This window comes from Myxococcus faecalis (genome assembly GCF_050039385.1).
In the GTDB taxonomy this organism is placed as follows: Bacteria; Myxococcota; Myxococcia; order Myxococcales; family Myxococcaceae; genus Myxococcus; species Myxococcus fulvus.
Genome location: NZ_CP144336.1, coordinates 3,995,761 through 4,010,133, shown reverse-complemented (window position 1 = coordinate 4,010,133; position 14,373 = coordinate 3,995,761). Strand labels below are relative to the sequence as shown.

Sequence of the window (14,373 nt, the reverse complement as noted above, 5' to 3'; positions counted from 1 at the left end):
GCCGGGGTGAGCCGGCGTCCTCGAGACAGGGATTGCCAGGGTGAGAAATCCCCGTGCGGGCGCGACAGTGACGTCGAGGAGGGGGCCCGTGCGGGGAGAGGAGACCGTCGTCAGCGGGCGTGGGCGACCGCGGGCTCGTTGACCAGGAAGTGCTGGGTACGGGCCTTGGCGAGCTGCTTGTCCGCTTCCTCGATGGACACACAATTCACGGTGATGTCGCCGTTCTCCGTCACCGTCTCGGAGGCCACGCGCGCCGTCTGGAGCCGGGCGATGACCGAGTCCGACACATGCACGCACACCAGGCAGCCCCGCTCGCGTCCGTACTGGACGACCTCGCCGAAGATGGCCGCCGACTCCGGCTCCAGCGCCTTCAAGCCCCGCATATCCGCCAGCACCAGGTGCCGGCCTTTCGCATACGTATCCGTCGCGGTCCGGTAGGCCGCGGCGAAATCCTTCATCTCATTGGGTCGGACAAAGCCCTTCAACCGCACCGTGACGGTGCGGCGGTTCGTATCGTTGGAGACCTCGAACATGGAGCCCTCCCTCCTGGGGAGGACAAACAATAACAAACATCCGGGCCACTCCGAAACCACCCCCGGACAGTCTGTCCGCCCTGGAATAGTCGAAAGGAATTGTGTCGCAACAGACCCGGGACGATGGAACATTGCCACCAGCGCGCATCCCCATCTCACGCCAGCGCAATCCTCCGCGCCCAACGTGAAGTCGAGTCACATCCGACTCAGGCGCGCTGACTGCTCTCCCCGGTGACGACCGCCGAGCCGATGAGGTGCGCCAGCCGCAGCGCCTCCGGCACGTGGCCCCTGTCCGTCACGCGCCGGAGCGCCTCCGCCACGTCGTCGGGTCCGGCGCCCTGCACCTGGAAGGTGAAGCCCGCAAGCTGGTGGATGGGCCCCGCACGGCGGAGCGTGGCCCAGCGCTCGTCCGCGCGCGGCAGCCGCCTCAGCGCGCGCTCCACCGCGTCCAGGTCCGGCGGCCTGCGCATCACCGCCACGCACGGCTTGCCCAGGCGCGCCGCGAGCGCGGGCAGGTCCACCACGTTGAAGCCGCCGAACGCGATGCCATCCAGCAACACCAGGTGCACCTGCGGCAGGAACTTGCCGCCCTCCAGCAGCCGGCACACCTCGCGCGTGCCGTTCCAGCCGTCCCTGCGCACGCGCCCCCAGACGAGCCCCTCGAAGCGCGTGCCCGCGCAGACCACGCCCGCCAGGGGCACGGAGACTCCCGCGCGGCGGGGAAAGGGCCCATCGTCGAAGCCGATGACTCGGGGGAAGCGGGGCAGGCGCATGGGCGGCCCAGCCTCGCAAAGCCCGCGCCCTGGCGGAAAGGAAGAAGCCCGACCCCGCGCGACGCGGAGACGGGCTTCAGGGACGTCCGGACTGGAAGAAGGCTCAGCCGGCGCGAACGTTCTGCGCCTGGAGGCCCTTGGGGCCGCGGCCGACCTCGAACTCCACCTTCTGGCCTTCCTGCAGCGTCCGGAAGCCATCCATGTTGATGGCCGTGTGGTGGACGAACACGTCCTCACCGCCACCGTCCTGCACGATGAAACCAAAGCCCTTCGCATCGTTGAACCACTTCACGGTACCAGTTGCCATGAATCGCGTTCTCTCGGGTGGTGCGGCGCGCCGCGGTTATCGGCCTCTGAGAATGTAGAGGCCGTAAGTCGGACATAGTCTGCCTGGGGCGGCCGGCTGAGTGGAAGCCCCCTCGGCCGCTTGCCGTGCGGGAGGGGTGAGGAGTGGTGGCCGGGATTCCTACTTCCGCGGGCATGCGGGGAGGGGCGCTGGCGGCGGGCGTGCCTACCGTCAGGAGGAGCCCTCGGTACCGCCCCGGAAAGGACCCCGCGATGAGCCTGTCCCTGCTGCCTCCCCCTCCCACCTTCCCCCGGGCGGAGAGCGCCCCCCGCCGGGTGGCGCGCCACCTGGTGGATACCAGCGCCCGGGCGGGCATCCTCTCCCGGCCGCTCCTGGAGCACTTCCCGCTGCGCCGCTGGGTGCCCTCGGAGGTCCACACGCTGCTGGACTACCGCGCCGGCGTGGCCGCGGTGGTGGCCGGGCACCTGTCCGAGGATGGGACAGCGCGTCGAGCGGGCTGGGCCCTCGGCGCGTCGCTGGTTGGCATCACGCTGCTCACCGACGCGCGGCTGAGCGTCTCGAAGCTCATCCCCATCGAGGTGCATGAGCTGTTCGACTACGTCCACGGCGCGGCGGCGGTGCTGGCGCCCTTCGCGCTGGGCTATGCGAAGAGGCACCCCCTCACCGCCGCGGCGCACGTGCTGCTGGGCCTGTCGTCGCTGGCGGTGGCGCTGGTGACGGACTACCGCTGCCAGACGGGCATGCACCTGGGCGGCGAGCACCTGACGGACCCCGAGGGCATCGGCGCCTGAAGACGCGAAGCGGCGGGGCCCTGGGACAGGCACCCCGCCGCTGTTGAATCACGAAGGGAAGGCGGCGCTCAGGCCGTCTTCACCGCGGCCTGGGGCTTGGACTCGGGCGCGCTGGCGCCGGCGACGCTCTGGATGCGCATGCCGTAGAAGCTGCGGTAGACGAACACCGTCGAGAGCACGAAGAACACCACCGACAGGATGCGGGTGAGCTGGCCCTGGCCCGCGGCCTCCAGCTCCACCGCCAGCTCCACGGCGAGCAGGCCGAAGAGGGTGGTGAACTTGATGACCGGGTTGAGCGCCACGGAGGACGTGTCCTTGAACGGGTCGCCCACGGTGTCACCGACGACGGTGGCCGCGTGGAGGTCCGTGCCCTTGGCCTTAAGCTCCACCTCCACCAGCTTCTTCGCGTTGTCCCAGGCGCCACCCGCGTTGGCCATGAAGACGGCCTGGTACAGGCCGAAGATGGCGATGGAGATGAGGTAGCCCACGAAGAAGTACGGCTCCAGGCAGGCGAACGCGAGCGTGCTGAAGAAGACCGCCAGGAAGATGTTGATCATCCCCTTCTGCGCGTACTGCGTGCAGATTTCGACGACCTTCTTGGAGTCCGACACGCTGGCCTTCTCCACGCCCTCCAGCTTGATGTTGGCCTTGATGAACTCCACCGCGCGGTAGGCGCCCGTGGACACCGCCTGCATGGAGGCGCCGGAGAACCAGTAGATGACGGCGCCGCCGGTGATGAGGCCCAACAGGAACGGGGCGTGCAGCAGGGACAGGTACTGGGCCTTCTCCGGGTCGAGCACGCCGTTCTTGATGCCGACGAGCAGCACGATGATGGAGAAAATCATGGTGGTGGCGCCCACCACGGCCGTGCCGATGAGCACGGGCTTGGCGGTGGCCTTGAACGTGTTGCCCGCGCCGTCGTTCTCCTCCAGGTACTCCTTGCCCTTGTCGAAGTCGGGCGTGAAGCCGAAGTCGCGCTTCACCTCCTCCTTCACGTTGGGGACGTTCTCGATGAGCGACAGCTCGTAGACGCTCTGCGCGTTGTCCGTCACCGGGCCGTACGAGTCCACGGCGATGGTGACCGGGCCCATGCCCAGGAAGCCGAAGGCCACCAGGCCGAAGGCGAACACCGGCGCGGCGATCATCAGCTGCCCCACGCCCTCGCCCGCGACACCCGCGCCGCTGAACCAGAACGCCAGGCCCATCAGCATGGCGATGACGAGCCCCATCCAGTACGCGGAGAAGTTGCCGGCGACCAGGCCCGAGATGACGTTGAGCGACGCGCCGCCCTCGCGGCTGGCCGTCACCACCTCGCGCACGTGGCGGCTCTCCGTGGAGGTGAAGACCTTGATGACCTCCGGGATGATGGCGCCCGCCAGCGTGCCGCAGGTGATGATGGCGGACAGCTTCCACCACAGCGACGGGTCGCCGTTGAGGTTGGGGATGAGCAGGTAGCTGACCAGGAACGTCAGCGCCACGGAGATGATGGACGTCACCCACACCAGCGCGGTGAGCGGGTGCTCGAAGTTCATGTGGTCCGCGTTCTTGTACTTGGCGGACTGGTACACGTTGTTGAGCGCGTAGGCGGCCAGCGACGCGAGCACCATCACGATGCGCATCATGAATATCCAGACGAGCAGCTCCACCCGGAAGCCCTCGCCCACCGCCAGCAGGATGAAGGTGATGAGCGCCACGCCCGTCACGCCGTAGGTCTCGAAGCCGTCCGCGGACGGGCCCACGCTGTCACCCGCGTTGTCACCCGTGCAGTCCGCGATGACGCCCGGGTTGCGAGCGTCGTCCTCCTTGATGCGGAAGACGATCTTCATCAGGTCCGAGCCGATGTCGGCAATCTTGGTGAAGATGCCGCCCGCGATGCGCAGCGCGGACGCGCCCAGCGACTCGCCGATGGCGAAGCCGATGAAGCACGGGCCCGCGAAGTCCGCCGGGATGAACAGCAGGATGGCCAGCATCAGCAACAGCTCCGTGCTGATGAGCACCATGCCGATGGACATGCCCGCCTGCAGGGGGATGGCGTAGGTGGGGTAGGGCTTGCCGCGCAAGCTCGCGAAGGCGGTGCGGCTGTTGGCGAACGTGTTGACGCGGATGCCGAACCAGGCGACGCCGCACGAGCCGGCGATGCCCACGAGGCTCGCGACGAGGATGATGCCCACCCGGCCCGCGTCCATGTGACGCAAGAAGCCGAAGTAGCCCACCATCACCACCGCGATGAGCGCCCACAGCACGCCGATGAACTTCAGCTGCGTCATCAGGTACGTCTTGCACGTCTCGTAGATGAGCTCGGAAATCTCGAGCATCGCCCGGTGCACGGGCAGCTTCTTGAGGCTCGCGTACTGGAGAAAGCCGAAGACGAGCCCCAGCACGCTCACCGCGATGCCGGACAACAGCAGTTGATGGCCATTGAGTCCGCCGCCCAGGAACGTCTTGGAGGCGAAGTCGGGGAGGACCAGGTCCGCCTCACTGGCGTGAGCGGACGTGGCGGCGAGGACCGACAGGAGCCCCAGGGCCCTGGCGACCACGCCGGTGACGCTCCGGGACGGAGCGTCCTTGCGTGAAACGGTGCTTGTCATGGGGGTGCAACTCCTCACAGAGACTCGGCCGGAAGCGCGACCCACAACGCCGCGCCCCGGGATGACAGGGAGTGGTGTCGAGGGGTTGGCCGTCTGCGAACGAAGTTGCCGCGCGCCGACGCTTCAGCACAGCCTCGCCCTTCAAGGCGCGCGAACGGCACGCGTCCGAAGGCGAGACGGCGAATACCATGGCCGCCCGTGGGAAGTCGAATCCGAGACAGGCTTCGATTGCCCGCAAGACAAATGATTGGGATGCCGCGTCTAAGTATTTCCCGCCATTTTTCGTGTCAGGGTTTCAGGCGGAAAAGAAAACCATCCTGCGGCTGCGGATAGGGCGTCCCTGGCGGAAGCTTTCGCCGCAGCGCGCCAGCCACCAATGTATGCCCTGTGACATCCACGGCCACGGTGCGGGCTGACGGCTGCTGGGGGCTTTCGAGCGTGCGGACCCAGAGCGCGTCGCCCTTCTCGGGCTGGAGGCGGGCGACGTAGAGGCCCGCGGGCGCGGCGGTGCGGGCCAGCTCCAGGGCGCCGTCGTGGGTGCCGGAGACGGTGAGCTGTCCGGCGTCATCCGTGGCGAGCGCGGTGGCGGTGGCGGCGAAGGAGCGCGCCCAGCGCTCCTGGCCGTCCGCGCTGAAGGCCGCGACGAAGCCGTGGTGGTTGCCCGCGTCGTGGGGCTGGCCCTGGAAGTAGAAGCGGCTGGAGAAGGCGCCCGCCACGTAGACGCGGTCGGGGCCCACGGCGAGCGCGTTCACCGCGCCGGTGGAGCCTCGGAGGTCGCGGCTCCACGCGTGGGTGCCCTCGGGCGTCAGCTTGAGGACGAAGGGCGTGCGCTGGCGCACCGTGAGGAACTGGCCACCGCCGAAGCACACCGCGCCCGCGTAGGCCCCGCCCACGTAGATGCCGCCGAAGGCATCCACGCCCGCGGCGCGCGCGGTGACGAAGCCCTCCGCGCCCGCGGACCAGACGCGGCTCCAGCGCGTGCGGCCCTGGGCGTCCAGGCGCAGGACGAAGGCGCCGCGCTCCCCGTCCGGAGGCGAGCGCACGGCGTCGCCGAAGTCGTGCTCGCCGCTGAAGTCTCCCACCACCACCACGCCGCCCGCGTCGGAGGTGACGGCCTGGATGGTGAGCGCGCCCTCGCCCGTGAAGCCCTTCACGGCCTCGACGGAGCCCGTGGGCGACAGGCGCGCGATGAAGGGACCATCCGGCAGGCGAGTGCCCGAGAGCGTGGCGCCGGAGATGGCGCCGCCCAGCCACGGCCGTCCCTGGGTGTCGATGACGAGCCCGCCCACGCGCACGCGCGAGGTGCCCTCCTCCGGAACGACACCGTGGGCCCAGCGCAGGGCCCCGTCCGGGGAGAAGCGCGCCACCAACAGATGAGGCTTCGATGCACTCCGGTTGAAAGGCAGGGGGCCGCCCCCCACGTCCATAGGCTCCCGGTATGTCGCCGCGACGAGGACGTCCCCGTCGGGAGCAATCACCGCGTGTGGCGCCTCGCTGTCCCCGTGCGCCAGCGGACGCGACCACGCCATGACCCCCTCGCCCTCGCCACCCCGCTCAGCCGTCCCCACCACCACCACCGGGCCTGGAGCACGTGGTGCTGCAATCGCCTGCTCCCCGCACGCCACGAGTGCAGGCGCCAGCAGACACACCACGCTCAACCACCGCCAACCCGCCATCGCCCGCCCCAGCCTCTCCCGCCGCCCAACCCCCCGACGACCCTCTGCCCTTCAACCGTGGGAATGCTTCAGCAAGCAGGGTGCCAGCGGCGTCCCCGCAAGGGTTTTCCCTCTGAGAGGCCCGGGGACATGGGCCTGGAGGGCGGGGTGGATGTCCTGTCTCCTGAAAAAATCCCTGTCCACCAGCCAACGCGGGAGGAAAAACGACGCGGCCGGCAGGAAGGCAGACAGGCCTGTAGCACCCACGAGCAGGCGAGGTGGCGGGGTGTGGGGCCAGCGGCTGTCAGGTGTCTGACATTGCGCCCCGCGCGCGCCACGAACGCGCCACGAAGCGGCTGTGAAGGCTGCCGCACGGCGGGTGTGACATGGCGCTGGCCAAATCTTGACCAAGTTGAGTCAGCGCCTGTCTGGCCATTCAGGCACCTTGCTCCTCGTCGAAGCCCGGGCCTCCGGGTTCGACGGTCCTCTCCAGGCACTCGAAGCCACACCGCTCCCCAGTCCGCGGGGAGAGGGCCGCGTCTTGCCGTCAATCCCCCGCGATACCTGAGGAGTCGTCCATGAACAGCATGAAGTGGGTGATGTCCGCCACGGTGGTGGCGATGTCGGTCGTCGGTTGCGGTGGTCAGTCGGTGGTGGGAGGGCAGCAGGTGGAGTCGAGCCGCGGGCAGGCGCTGGCGCAGGCCTTCTACGGCTCCGACACGCTGAAGGACACGTTCATCGCCGGGTCGCTGCAGGCGGGCTCCGGGCTGAGCGTGGAGGGCAAGGGCTCCGGCGTGGGCGAGGCGTGCATGCGCAACGGCGTGGGCTCCAGCGGCTTCTGCGGCGCGGGCCAGCAGACGCTGGCCCCCATGTCGCGTGACTTCGCCGCGCCGAAGACGGCGTCGGGGGCCACCTGTCTGGGGGGCGCCGCCGCGGACGCGAAGGGCTGCTGCCCCGGCGAGCGCAGCAACACCATCGCGCTGGACGCGGTGAACGCGTTCGTGAAGACGAGCACGTACACGGCGCTGGCGAGCAACGGCCTCACCACGCAGGAGCTGCGCCGCATCTTCTTCGCCACCGACAACGCGAACGTGGCCATCCCCGGCGCGTGCCCCACGGACTGGAGCGCGTTCGGCCTGCCGTCGGCGCCCATCGTCAAGTACCGCCGCGACGACCTGTCCGGCACCACGGACACCTTCAAGTCGCTGCTCAAGGGCGGCGCGTTCTGCCCCGGCGTGACGGTCATCGTGGACGAGTCCGCCGCCAACCCCAGCCCCTGCACCGCGTCCGACGGCGCCACCGCCTGCATCGGCAAGCTGACGGAGGCCAGCGCCAACGCCATCGGCTACGCCGGTGACTCCGCGTCCCGTCCGGGCAACTCGAAGCTCAAGCTGAAGGCCGTCTCGCCCATCTCGCCCACCACGAGCGTCTACGTGGAGTCCAATGCCACCAACGTCCGCAAGCTGCTCCAGGCGGGCGCCACGGACATCTACCCGCTGTCCCGCCGGCTGTTCCTGAACGAGAACCGCAACACGGCCCGCTCGTTCGACGAGGCCACGCTGCACGAGTGGATCTACGACACGAACTCCGAGGACTTCGAGGCCATCCTGACCGAGCAGGGCTTCATCGCCTGCAGCGACCTGGGCGCGCTCGACTGCGGCGGCGACAAGGGCCGCGGCCAGGGCCTGTGCAACTAGTCATCGGCTGACCCGCTGGAGCGAGGGAGCGGGGGGCTCCCTCGCTCCCCTTTTCCTTTCAACGTCTTCCCGCAACCGAAGTCCTGCTCCCATGCGCTCGAACCTTCATGTCGTGCTTCGCTCGTCGCTGCTCCTCGTCTCCACCTCGCTCGTGGGCGCGCCCGCCCTGGCGTCCGACCTCCAGGCCGCGCCGTGGGTCTGCCGGGATTCGCGGGGCGCGGTGGGGGACGTCTCGGAGATTTCCCTGTCCGCGGGCTCGGGCCCCCTGAGCATCACCGTGGGCCCGGACCTGGCGCTCTGGTTCACCCAGGCCGGCTCCAACAAGGTGGGGCGCGCCACCCGGAGCGGGGTGCTCACCGAGTTCCCGCTCCCCACGTCGGGCGCGGGCGTGCAACAGATTGCCGCGGGCTTCGACGGGCACCTGTGGTTCACGGAGCTGGCCGCCAACCAGGTGGGCCGCATCTCCCGTGACGGGGTGGTGACGGAGTTCCCGCTGCCCAGCCGCGGCTCGAGCCCCGCCGGCATCGCCGCCGGCCTGGATGGCAATGTCTGGTTCACCGAGGTGGTGGGCAACCGCATCGGCCGAATCACGCCCGAGGGCGTGGTGACGGAGTTCGCGCTGCCGACGGCGGGCGCCCAGCCTCGCGCCATCACCCAGGGCTTCGACGGCAACCTCTGGTTCGTGGAGCAGGCGGCCAACAAGATTGGCTCCATCTCCTTCGACGGCGTCATCCGGGAGTTCGAGCTGCCGGTGGCCCGGAGCGCTCCGTCCGCCATCGTCGCGGGCCTGGATGGCAATGTCTGGTTCACCGAGCAGGCCGGGGACCGCATCGGCCGCATCACGCCGGAGGGCGTGGTGACGGAGTTCGCCCTGCCCACGCCGGGGAGCCAGCCCAATGCCATCGCGCTGGGGCCGGATGGTCAGCTCTGGTTCACCCAGCTCGCCGGCAACCGCATCGGCCGCATCTCCTACGCGGGCACCATCACCGAGTATGCCCTTGCGTCACCCAACAGCCGGCCCTCCGGCATCGTGCTCGCGCCGCCGGGCTCCTGGTGCCTGGATGCGCACCTGTGGTTCACCGAGCGCGGCACGCACAAGCTGGGACGGATTCGCGCCATCGCCGTGCCGTGACATGGCCGGGACCTGAGCGCCTTTCTTCGCATCCGGCCGTGACGTGTTCGTGAGACGTCGAAAAGCAGACGTCTTGTGTCATGGCTGGGTGCGGGCGGGGCGTGTCTGGTTTTGTTGCAAGGACTTGGCATTGACTGCCGGTGCGCGCGGCTAGGGTGCGCCCCATCCTGGCAGGTCTCCTTCATCCAGCTGGACCCGGTGGGGGAGGCCTGGGGTGGTCACGGTGCATCCGGAGGATGCGGGAGGGACATCATCATGGGGATGACACGGATTGGGCCGGGCCCAGGCCGCGCGCTGCTGTTGTGTCTGACGTTCGTTCCGGTCGTGCTGGCCTGCTCGTCCGAGCCGGAGCCCGTGAAGGAGGCGCCGGTGGAGGTGCCCGCCTACGAGCGGGCCTGTCTCCCCGCGCGCACGGCGGAGCGGATTCCGCTGCGCCAGGCGGGCACCCGTCCCACGGTGACGGAGACCTTCGACCACCTGAAGACGCGGGTGGATGCGCAATGCGCCTCCTGCCACGTGGCGCCCAACATCCAGGGTGGCTTCCAGTACACCTCCGATGTGGAGGGGTTGAAGCGGGACGGCGCGCGCATGGCCTTGAAGGCGGACCAGGGCGAGATGCCGCCGCGCGCGACGCCCTCGCAGCTCAAGGAGGCGGTGGAGGTGTCCTGCGCGCTCCAGTCGTGGCTGGCGCAGGGCGCTCCGGCGGGGGCGTTCCCCGTCCGATGTGAGGCGTCGTCCGAGGGCGGTGTCGCGGTGGCGCGCGAGGTGGGCGACGCGATGACGGACCTGGGCAACTGCGTGCCCTACGTCTCCCCGGAGTATCCGCTGGGCAGCGATGCTCCGAAGGACACCTTCTTCGCGGGGCTCACGAAGCTGCCGCGCCTGCTGTCGGAGACGGACACCGACATCATGACGTTCGACATGGCGAAGCTGGTGGAGCACGGCACCGTGGCCTTCGCGCCCACGTACCCGCTCTTCTCCGACAACGCCAAGAAGCTGCGGCTGGTTCATGTCCCCGCGGGACAGTCCATCCGGTACGACGCGGAGACGAAGCGGTTCCACATCCCGCCGAACACGCGCTTCTACAAGACGTTCTTCAAGGCGGTGTCGGACGGCAACGGGCACCGGCGCTATCGCAGAATCGAGACGCGGCTCATCGTGGTGCGCGAGCCGTGGAATCAGTCGCTCTTCGGCACCTACCTCTGGAACGAGGACGAGACGGTGGCGGAGCTGCATGACCTGCGCTACCGGGACAACGAGCCGTTCTCGGACCGGGTCCTCGTCTACAAGGCGTTCGAGATTGGCGGCGCCACGCGCAACTACGCCGTCCCCGGAGCCCACCGCTGCGTCCAGTGTCACACGGGCGCGGAGGCCCGGAACTTCGTCCTCGGCTTCACGCCGCTCCAGCTCAACCGCCGCGCCTCGGGCGAGGCGGGCGTGGACGCGAAGACGCGGGTGGAGGAGGACGAGCTGAACCAGATGGACCGGCTGGTGCGCTATGGCGTCGTCACTGGCGTGCCCGTCTTCCGGGAGCTGGCGGCGCTGGAGGAGCACCTGCCCCGGCTGGAGCGCTTCGCCGAGGCCCGCGCGTTGCCCGGGTCGGAGGAGGCCCGGAAGGCGGCGCTGGAGCTGCAGGGGTACTTCGTCGGCAACTGCGGCCAGTGCCACAGCCCCAACGGGTTCGCGGTGCGGAGCAACCCGGCCATCGCCTCGCTGGACTTCACGGCGGAGGGCATCCTGTTCGGCTGGAACCCGTGCGGCGTGAAGGAGAGCAACGGGCAGCGCGTATACGCGGACTGCGAGGTGCCCAATTTCCAGCAGGACCTGGTCCTCCGCACGCCGTCCAGCGCGCTGTACCAGCGCGTGGCGCGGGACACGGACGCGCGCGTCATCCACATGCCCACCAACGTGCCGGGCAAGGACTGCCGCGCGTCGCTCCTGGTGGCGCGCTACCTGGCGACGCTCGAGTGGCCCGCGGAGAAGTCGTTGAGCCCGGAGGCGAAGCTGGAGGCGGTGCGGACGCGGCTGCGGCAGGCGGACACCGCGGTGGCGGGCTCGTGCTCGGACCCGGCGGACGTCACCTGGATTGCCGAGGACTTCACCGACAAGGTGCCGTACGAGCCGCGCGGACATGACTGGCGTCAGGCCATCGGCCACGGGCCGTTCGAGTTCCTCACGCGGTACGCGATCACCGAGCGCCACGAGCAACTGGCGAAGAAGCGCTTCCCCACCAACTGGTGGCAGCCCAAGCGCGTCTGCTCGTTCCCCACGCGGAGCAGGCCTCCCGACGGGCATGACCCGTGGAACGACTCGCGCGACAAGTGGATGGTGAACGCGCTGGGCAACCCGCGCGCGCCCTGGGGCGAGCTGTACTACTCCACGCCGGGGGCCACCGCGTACCAGGGCATCTGCGCCAACTGTCACGGACGCGCGGGGGATGGACAGACGGGCGCGGCCAAGGTGCTGGTGGCGCTCAACGGAGGCCGCGTGGCCAACCTGGTCAGCGGCATGTTCGGCGCGACGGACGGGGTGTCGAACCTGGGGTTGTTCGACAGCCTGAACCCCCATGGGGCGGCTCGCTACCTGGCGTACATGGCGTCGGGTGGGACGACGGTGCAGTTCACGCCGGAGTTCATGAGCGCGTGGATCAAATACGGCGAGGTGGACATCGACTTCTCGCCGCGCGCCTCGGACTGGAGCAAGTGGGGCGCGAACATGCTGGGCGCGGGGCGTGGGGCGTGTGACCTCATCCGCACGGGGAGCTTCGGCACCGCGTCGGCGGAGCCTCCCAGCGGCAATCGCAACGCGGTGGGCGGCGTGCGCATGTGGGAGGAGGTCTGCACGCTCGACAACGTGCTGACGGACGCGGTGCGCGGCGGACAGGAGCCCGCGCTCACCGAGTGGCTGCAGCGCGCGCAGTTCAACGTGGGGGTGATGGCCTACTTCTACCTGCGTGACGAGCTGTCGCGTGGCGCGAGCGCCATCCATCCCCTGCGGACCGAGTGTGAGCGTGGAGTGACGCCGTGAGCGGCCCTGGCCGTGTGAGTCCTTTCTTCCGGAGCGCCAACGTGACCCAGAGCAGACTCCTGCGTGTGTGGCTGTTGATGCTGGCGGGCCTGTTGTCGGTGGGGCCCATCGGGTGTGGAGATGATTCCGAGGACCCGAGGCCCGACTCGGGCGTACCGGACTCGGGCGTGCCGGACGCGGGACGGGACTCCGGGCCCGGCCCTGTCGACAGTGGGCCGGATGGGGGCCCTGTCGTCCCTGATGCGGGGGCTCCGGATGCGGGCCCTGTCGTGCCGGACGCGGGGACTCCGGATGCGGGGATTCCGGATGCGGGGCCGGACACGCGGCCTCGGGCGCGGGTGCGCTTCGTGAATGCCTTCCTGGGTTCGAAGGGCAATCCCACGGATGTGACGGACCAGCCCTGGGCGCCCTTCTCGGTGGACCTGCACGTGGGGGACTCGAAGCTGTTCACCTCGGTGGAGGCGGGGGGCGAGGCGGTGACCGCGTTCCAGGAGGTGATTCTCACGGGCGACACGCAGGAGGTGGTGTTCGTGGCGCGCGACACGGAAGGAGGCGAGTCGGCTCCGGTGCTCGCGCAGGTGGGCTTCACGCTGGAGGCGGGGACGTGGGTGACGGTGGTGGGCGCGGGCTCGTTGCTCCAGGTGGGACAGGAGCGACCGGACCGTCCTCGGCTGGTGGTGTTGAGGGATGACGCGTTGGGGGTCGAGACGGAGCCGGACCTGGTGCGGGTGCGCTTCATGTCGGCGGACCGGGTCACCTCCGCGACGGCGACGCGGCGCCTGGCCGACGAGGCGGGCAATCCCTACGAGGGCAACACGGTCAATGCCTACTCGGTGGACGAGCACGAGGAGGGGGTGCGGGTTCCACGGGAGGACGTGAGGGTGAGCGTCACGGGGGCGAGCCCGGCCTTCACGCCCTCGCAGAGTGGATGGCTCTACTACAACCTGCCGCCGCGGACGCTCGAGGAGGGGCGGGCGTACTATGTCATCAACACCGGTGAGGACCGGCGCACGCTGCCGGATGATGGGGCCTCCGCGCTGCTCATCATCACCGCGAAGCAGGACCAGGTCGTGCGGCTGCGGCGCGGACCGCTGGTCTACTTCTTCAACGGGCTGCTCCCCGCCACACCCGGGGGCACGGCGTCCTCGCTCCAGGTCGTCTACCAGTCGCTCAACATCGCCACGGGCATCACCTACGGCACGTCGCCGAAGGTGGCGGACCTGCCCGTGTCGGAGACGGGCGTACCCGTGCGCGTCACCGTCAATGGTCAGCCCGGGCAGGCGGTGCTCGAGTCCGCGAACAGCGGGCCGCTGGAGGCCGGTGGCCGCTACCTGGGCGTGCTGTGTGGACGACAGGGCGCCTCGCCGACGCTCACCGTGGTGAGGGAGCGGTTCGCGGCGGAGGTGCCTCCGTCGGCGTTCCTGCGCTTCATCCACTGTTCGGCCAGCGCGCCGACGCCGCTCGACTTCGGGTCCTATTCGATGCTGGAGGATGGCTTCAGTCGGGGGGACTTCTCGCCGCTCCTCACGGGGGCCTCGTTCCTGACCGCCACCGAGCCCGCGGCGGGTGTGGTCTTCTCTCCGCCCGTGTCCAACACGTCCCCGGCGTACACGTGGCTGGGCGTGCGCACGACGGGTGGGTCCTCACTGGAGCGCTTCATCCGGGGCAGGGTGCTCGCCACGCCCTCCTTCCTCATCCTCATCGGTGAGTGGGAGGGCTCCCTCACGTACCGGACGCTCAACGTCCGGCAGAACAACTGGGGCGCCTCGGGCCCCAACGACGCCAGCTTCAGTCCGCTGCCGGCGCCGTGAGTCGGGCCTGACGGTTCCGACGCCCACCCGGGCCCTTGCAACAGGGGCTCGAGGTGGGC

Annotated in this window: 10 protein-coding genes; 5 read left to right on the top strand and 5 right to left on the bottom strand. The window is 69.6% G+C overall.

Translation table 11 applies throughout. From position 1 onward, the window contains the following. Positions 1–110: 110 nt before the first annotated feature. The 3 genes from VZQ01_RS15840 to VZQ01_RS15830 all read right to left on the bottom strand — a co-directional run bounded on the left by VZQ01_RS15840 (position 111) and on the right by VZQ01_RS15830 (position 1,613). Entirely contained in the window at positions 111–533 is a 423-nt protein-coding gene (locus VZQ01_RS15840) for a hypothetical protein (protein WP_141331705.1), read from the bottom strand. A 206-nt stretch (positions 534–739) separates the two neighbouring features. Next, positions 740–1,306, bottom strand: coding sequence for an endonuclease dU (locus VZQ01_RS15835; protein ID WP_223782378.1), 567 nt, complete (start codon positions 1,304–1,306; stop codon positions 740–742). 103 nt (positions 1,307–1,409) lie between these two features. Beyond that, positions 1,410–1,613 carry a cold-shock protein gene (locus tag VZQ01_RS15830; RefSeq protein WP_046710823.1) on the bottom strand — a complete coding sequence of 68 codons (204 nt, stop codon included), beginning with the start codon at positions 1,611–1,613 and terminating at the stop codon, positions 1,410–1,412. A gap of 251 nt (positions 1,614–1,864) precedes the next feature. On the opposite strand from VZQ01_RS15830, the gene VZQ01_RS15825 reads away from it, so the two are divergent. Then, positions 1,865–2,404 carry a hypothetical protein gene (locus VZQ01_RS15825; protein ID WP_426748260.1) on the top strand — a complete coding sequence of 180 codons (540 nt, stop codon included), beginning with the start codon at positions 1,865–1,867 and terminating at the stop codon, positions 2,402–2,404. A 68-nt stretch (positions 2,405–2,472) separates the two neighbouring features. On the opposite strand, the gene VZQ01_RS15820 is transcribed toward VZQ01_RS15825, so the two are convergent. Next, entirely contained in the window at positions 2,473–4,992 is a 2,520-nt protein-coding gene (locus VZQ01_RS15820; RefSeq protein ID WP_426748259.1) for a sodium-translocating pyrophosphatase, read from the bottom strand. 287 nt (positions 4,993–5,279) lie between these two features. Beyond that, a complete protein-coding gene (locus VZQ01_RS15815) occupies positions 5,280–6,521 on the bottom strand; it encodes a hypothetical protein (protein ID WP_223749224.1) in 1,242 nt (413 codons plus the stop codon). A 704-nt stretch (positions 6,522–7,225) separates the two neighbouring features. Between VZQ01_RS15815 and VZQ01_RS15810 the strand changes: the two genes are divergently transcribed. The 4 genes from VZQ01_RS15810 to VZQ01_RS15795 all read left to right on the top strand — a co-directional run bounded on the left by VZQ01_RS15810 (position 7,226) and on the right by VZQ01_RS15795 (position 14,314). Continuing rightward, on the top strand, positions 7,226–8,344 hold the full coding sequence (locus VZQ01_RS15810) for a substrate-binding domain-containing protein (RefSeq protein WP_426748258.1): 1,119 nt from the start codon (positions 7,226–7,228) through the stop codon (positions 8,342–8,344). A 91-nt stretch (positions 8,345–8,435) separates the two neighbouring features. Then, entirely contained in the window at positions 8,436–9,476 is a 1,041-nt protein-coding gene (locus VZQ01_RS15805) for a Vgb family protein (RefSeq protein ID WP_267698230.1), read from the top strand. A gap of 255 nt (positions 9,477–9,731) precedes the next feature. After that, positions 9,732–12,503 (top strand): c-type cytochrome, encoded by a 2,772-nt coding sequence (locus tag VZQ01_RS15800; protein WP_426748257.1) that lies wholly within the window; start codon positions 9,732–9,734, stop codon positions 12,501–12,503. A 41-nt stretch (positions 12,504–12,544) separates the two neighbouring features. Beyond that, the gene (locus tag VZQ01_RS15795) at positions 12,545–14,314 is read left to right on the top strand and encodes a DUF4397 domain-containing protein (RefSeq protein WP_426748256.1); all 1,770 of its coding nucleotides are present in this window, start codon (positions 12,545–12,547) and stop codon (positions 14,312–14,314) included. Positions 14,315–14,373 lie beyond the last annotated feature (59 nt).

Excerpts from the sequence above, each read along its gene's own strand:
- VZQ01_RS15840 (WP_141331705.1), bottom strand. The coding sequence starts at position 533 with ATGTTCGAGGTCTCCAACGATACGAACCGCCGCACCGTCACGGTGCGG.
- VZQ01_RS15835 (WP_223782378.1), bottom strand. The coding sequence starts at position 1,306 with ATGCGCCTGCCCCGCTTCCCCCGAGTCATCGGCTTCGACGATGGGCCC.
- VZQ01_RS15830 (WP_046710823.1), bottom strand. The coding sequence starts at position 1,613 with ATGGCAACTGGTACCGTGAAGTGGTTCAACGATGCGAAGGGCTTTGGT.
- VZQ01_RS15825 (WP_426748260.1), top strand. The coding sequence starts at position 1,865 with ATGAGCCTGTCCCTGCTGCCTCCCCCTCCCACCTTCCCCCGGGCGGAG.
- VZQ01_RS15820 (WP_426748259.1), bottom strand. The coding sequence starts at position 4,992 with ATGACAAGCACCGTTTCACGCAAGGACGCTCCGTCCCGGAGCGTCACC.
- VZQ01_RS15815 (WP_223749224.1), bottom strand. The coding sequence starts at position 6,521 with ATGGCGTGGTCGCGTCCGCTGGCGCACGGGGACAGCGAGGCGCCACAC.
- VZQ01_RS15810 (WP_426748258.1), top strand. The coding sequence starts at position 7,226 with ATGAACAGCATGAAGTGGGTGATGTCCGCCACGGTGGTGGCGATGTCG.
- VZQ01_RS15805 (WP_267698230.1), top strand. The coding sequence starts at position 8,436 with ATGCGCTCGAACCTTCATGTCGTGCTTCGCTCGTCGCTGCTCCTCGTC.
- VZQ01_RS15800 (WP_426748257.1), top strand. The coding sequence starts at position 9,732 with ATGGGGATGACACGGATTGGGCCGGGCCCAGGCCGCGCGCTGCTGTTG.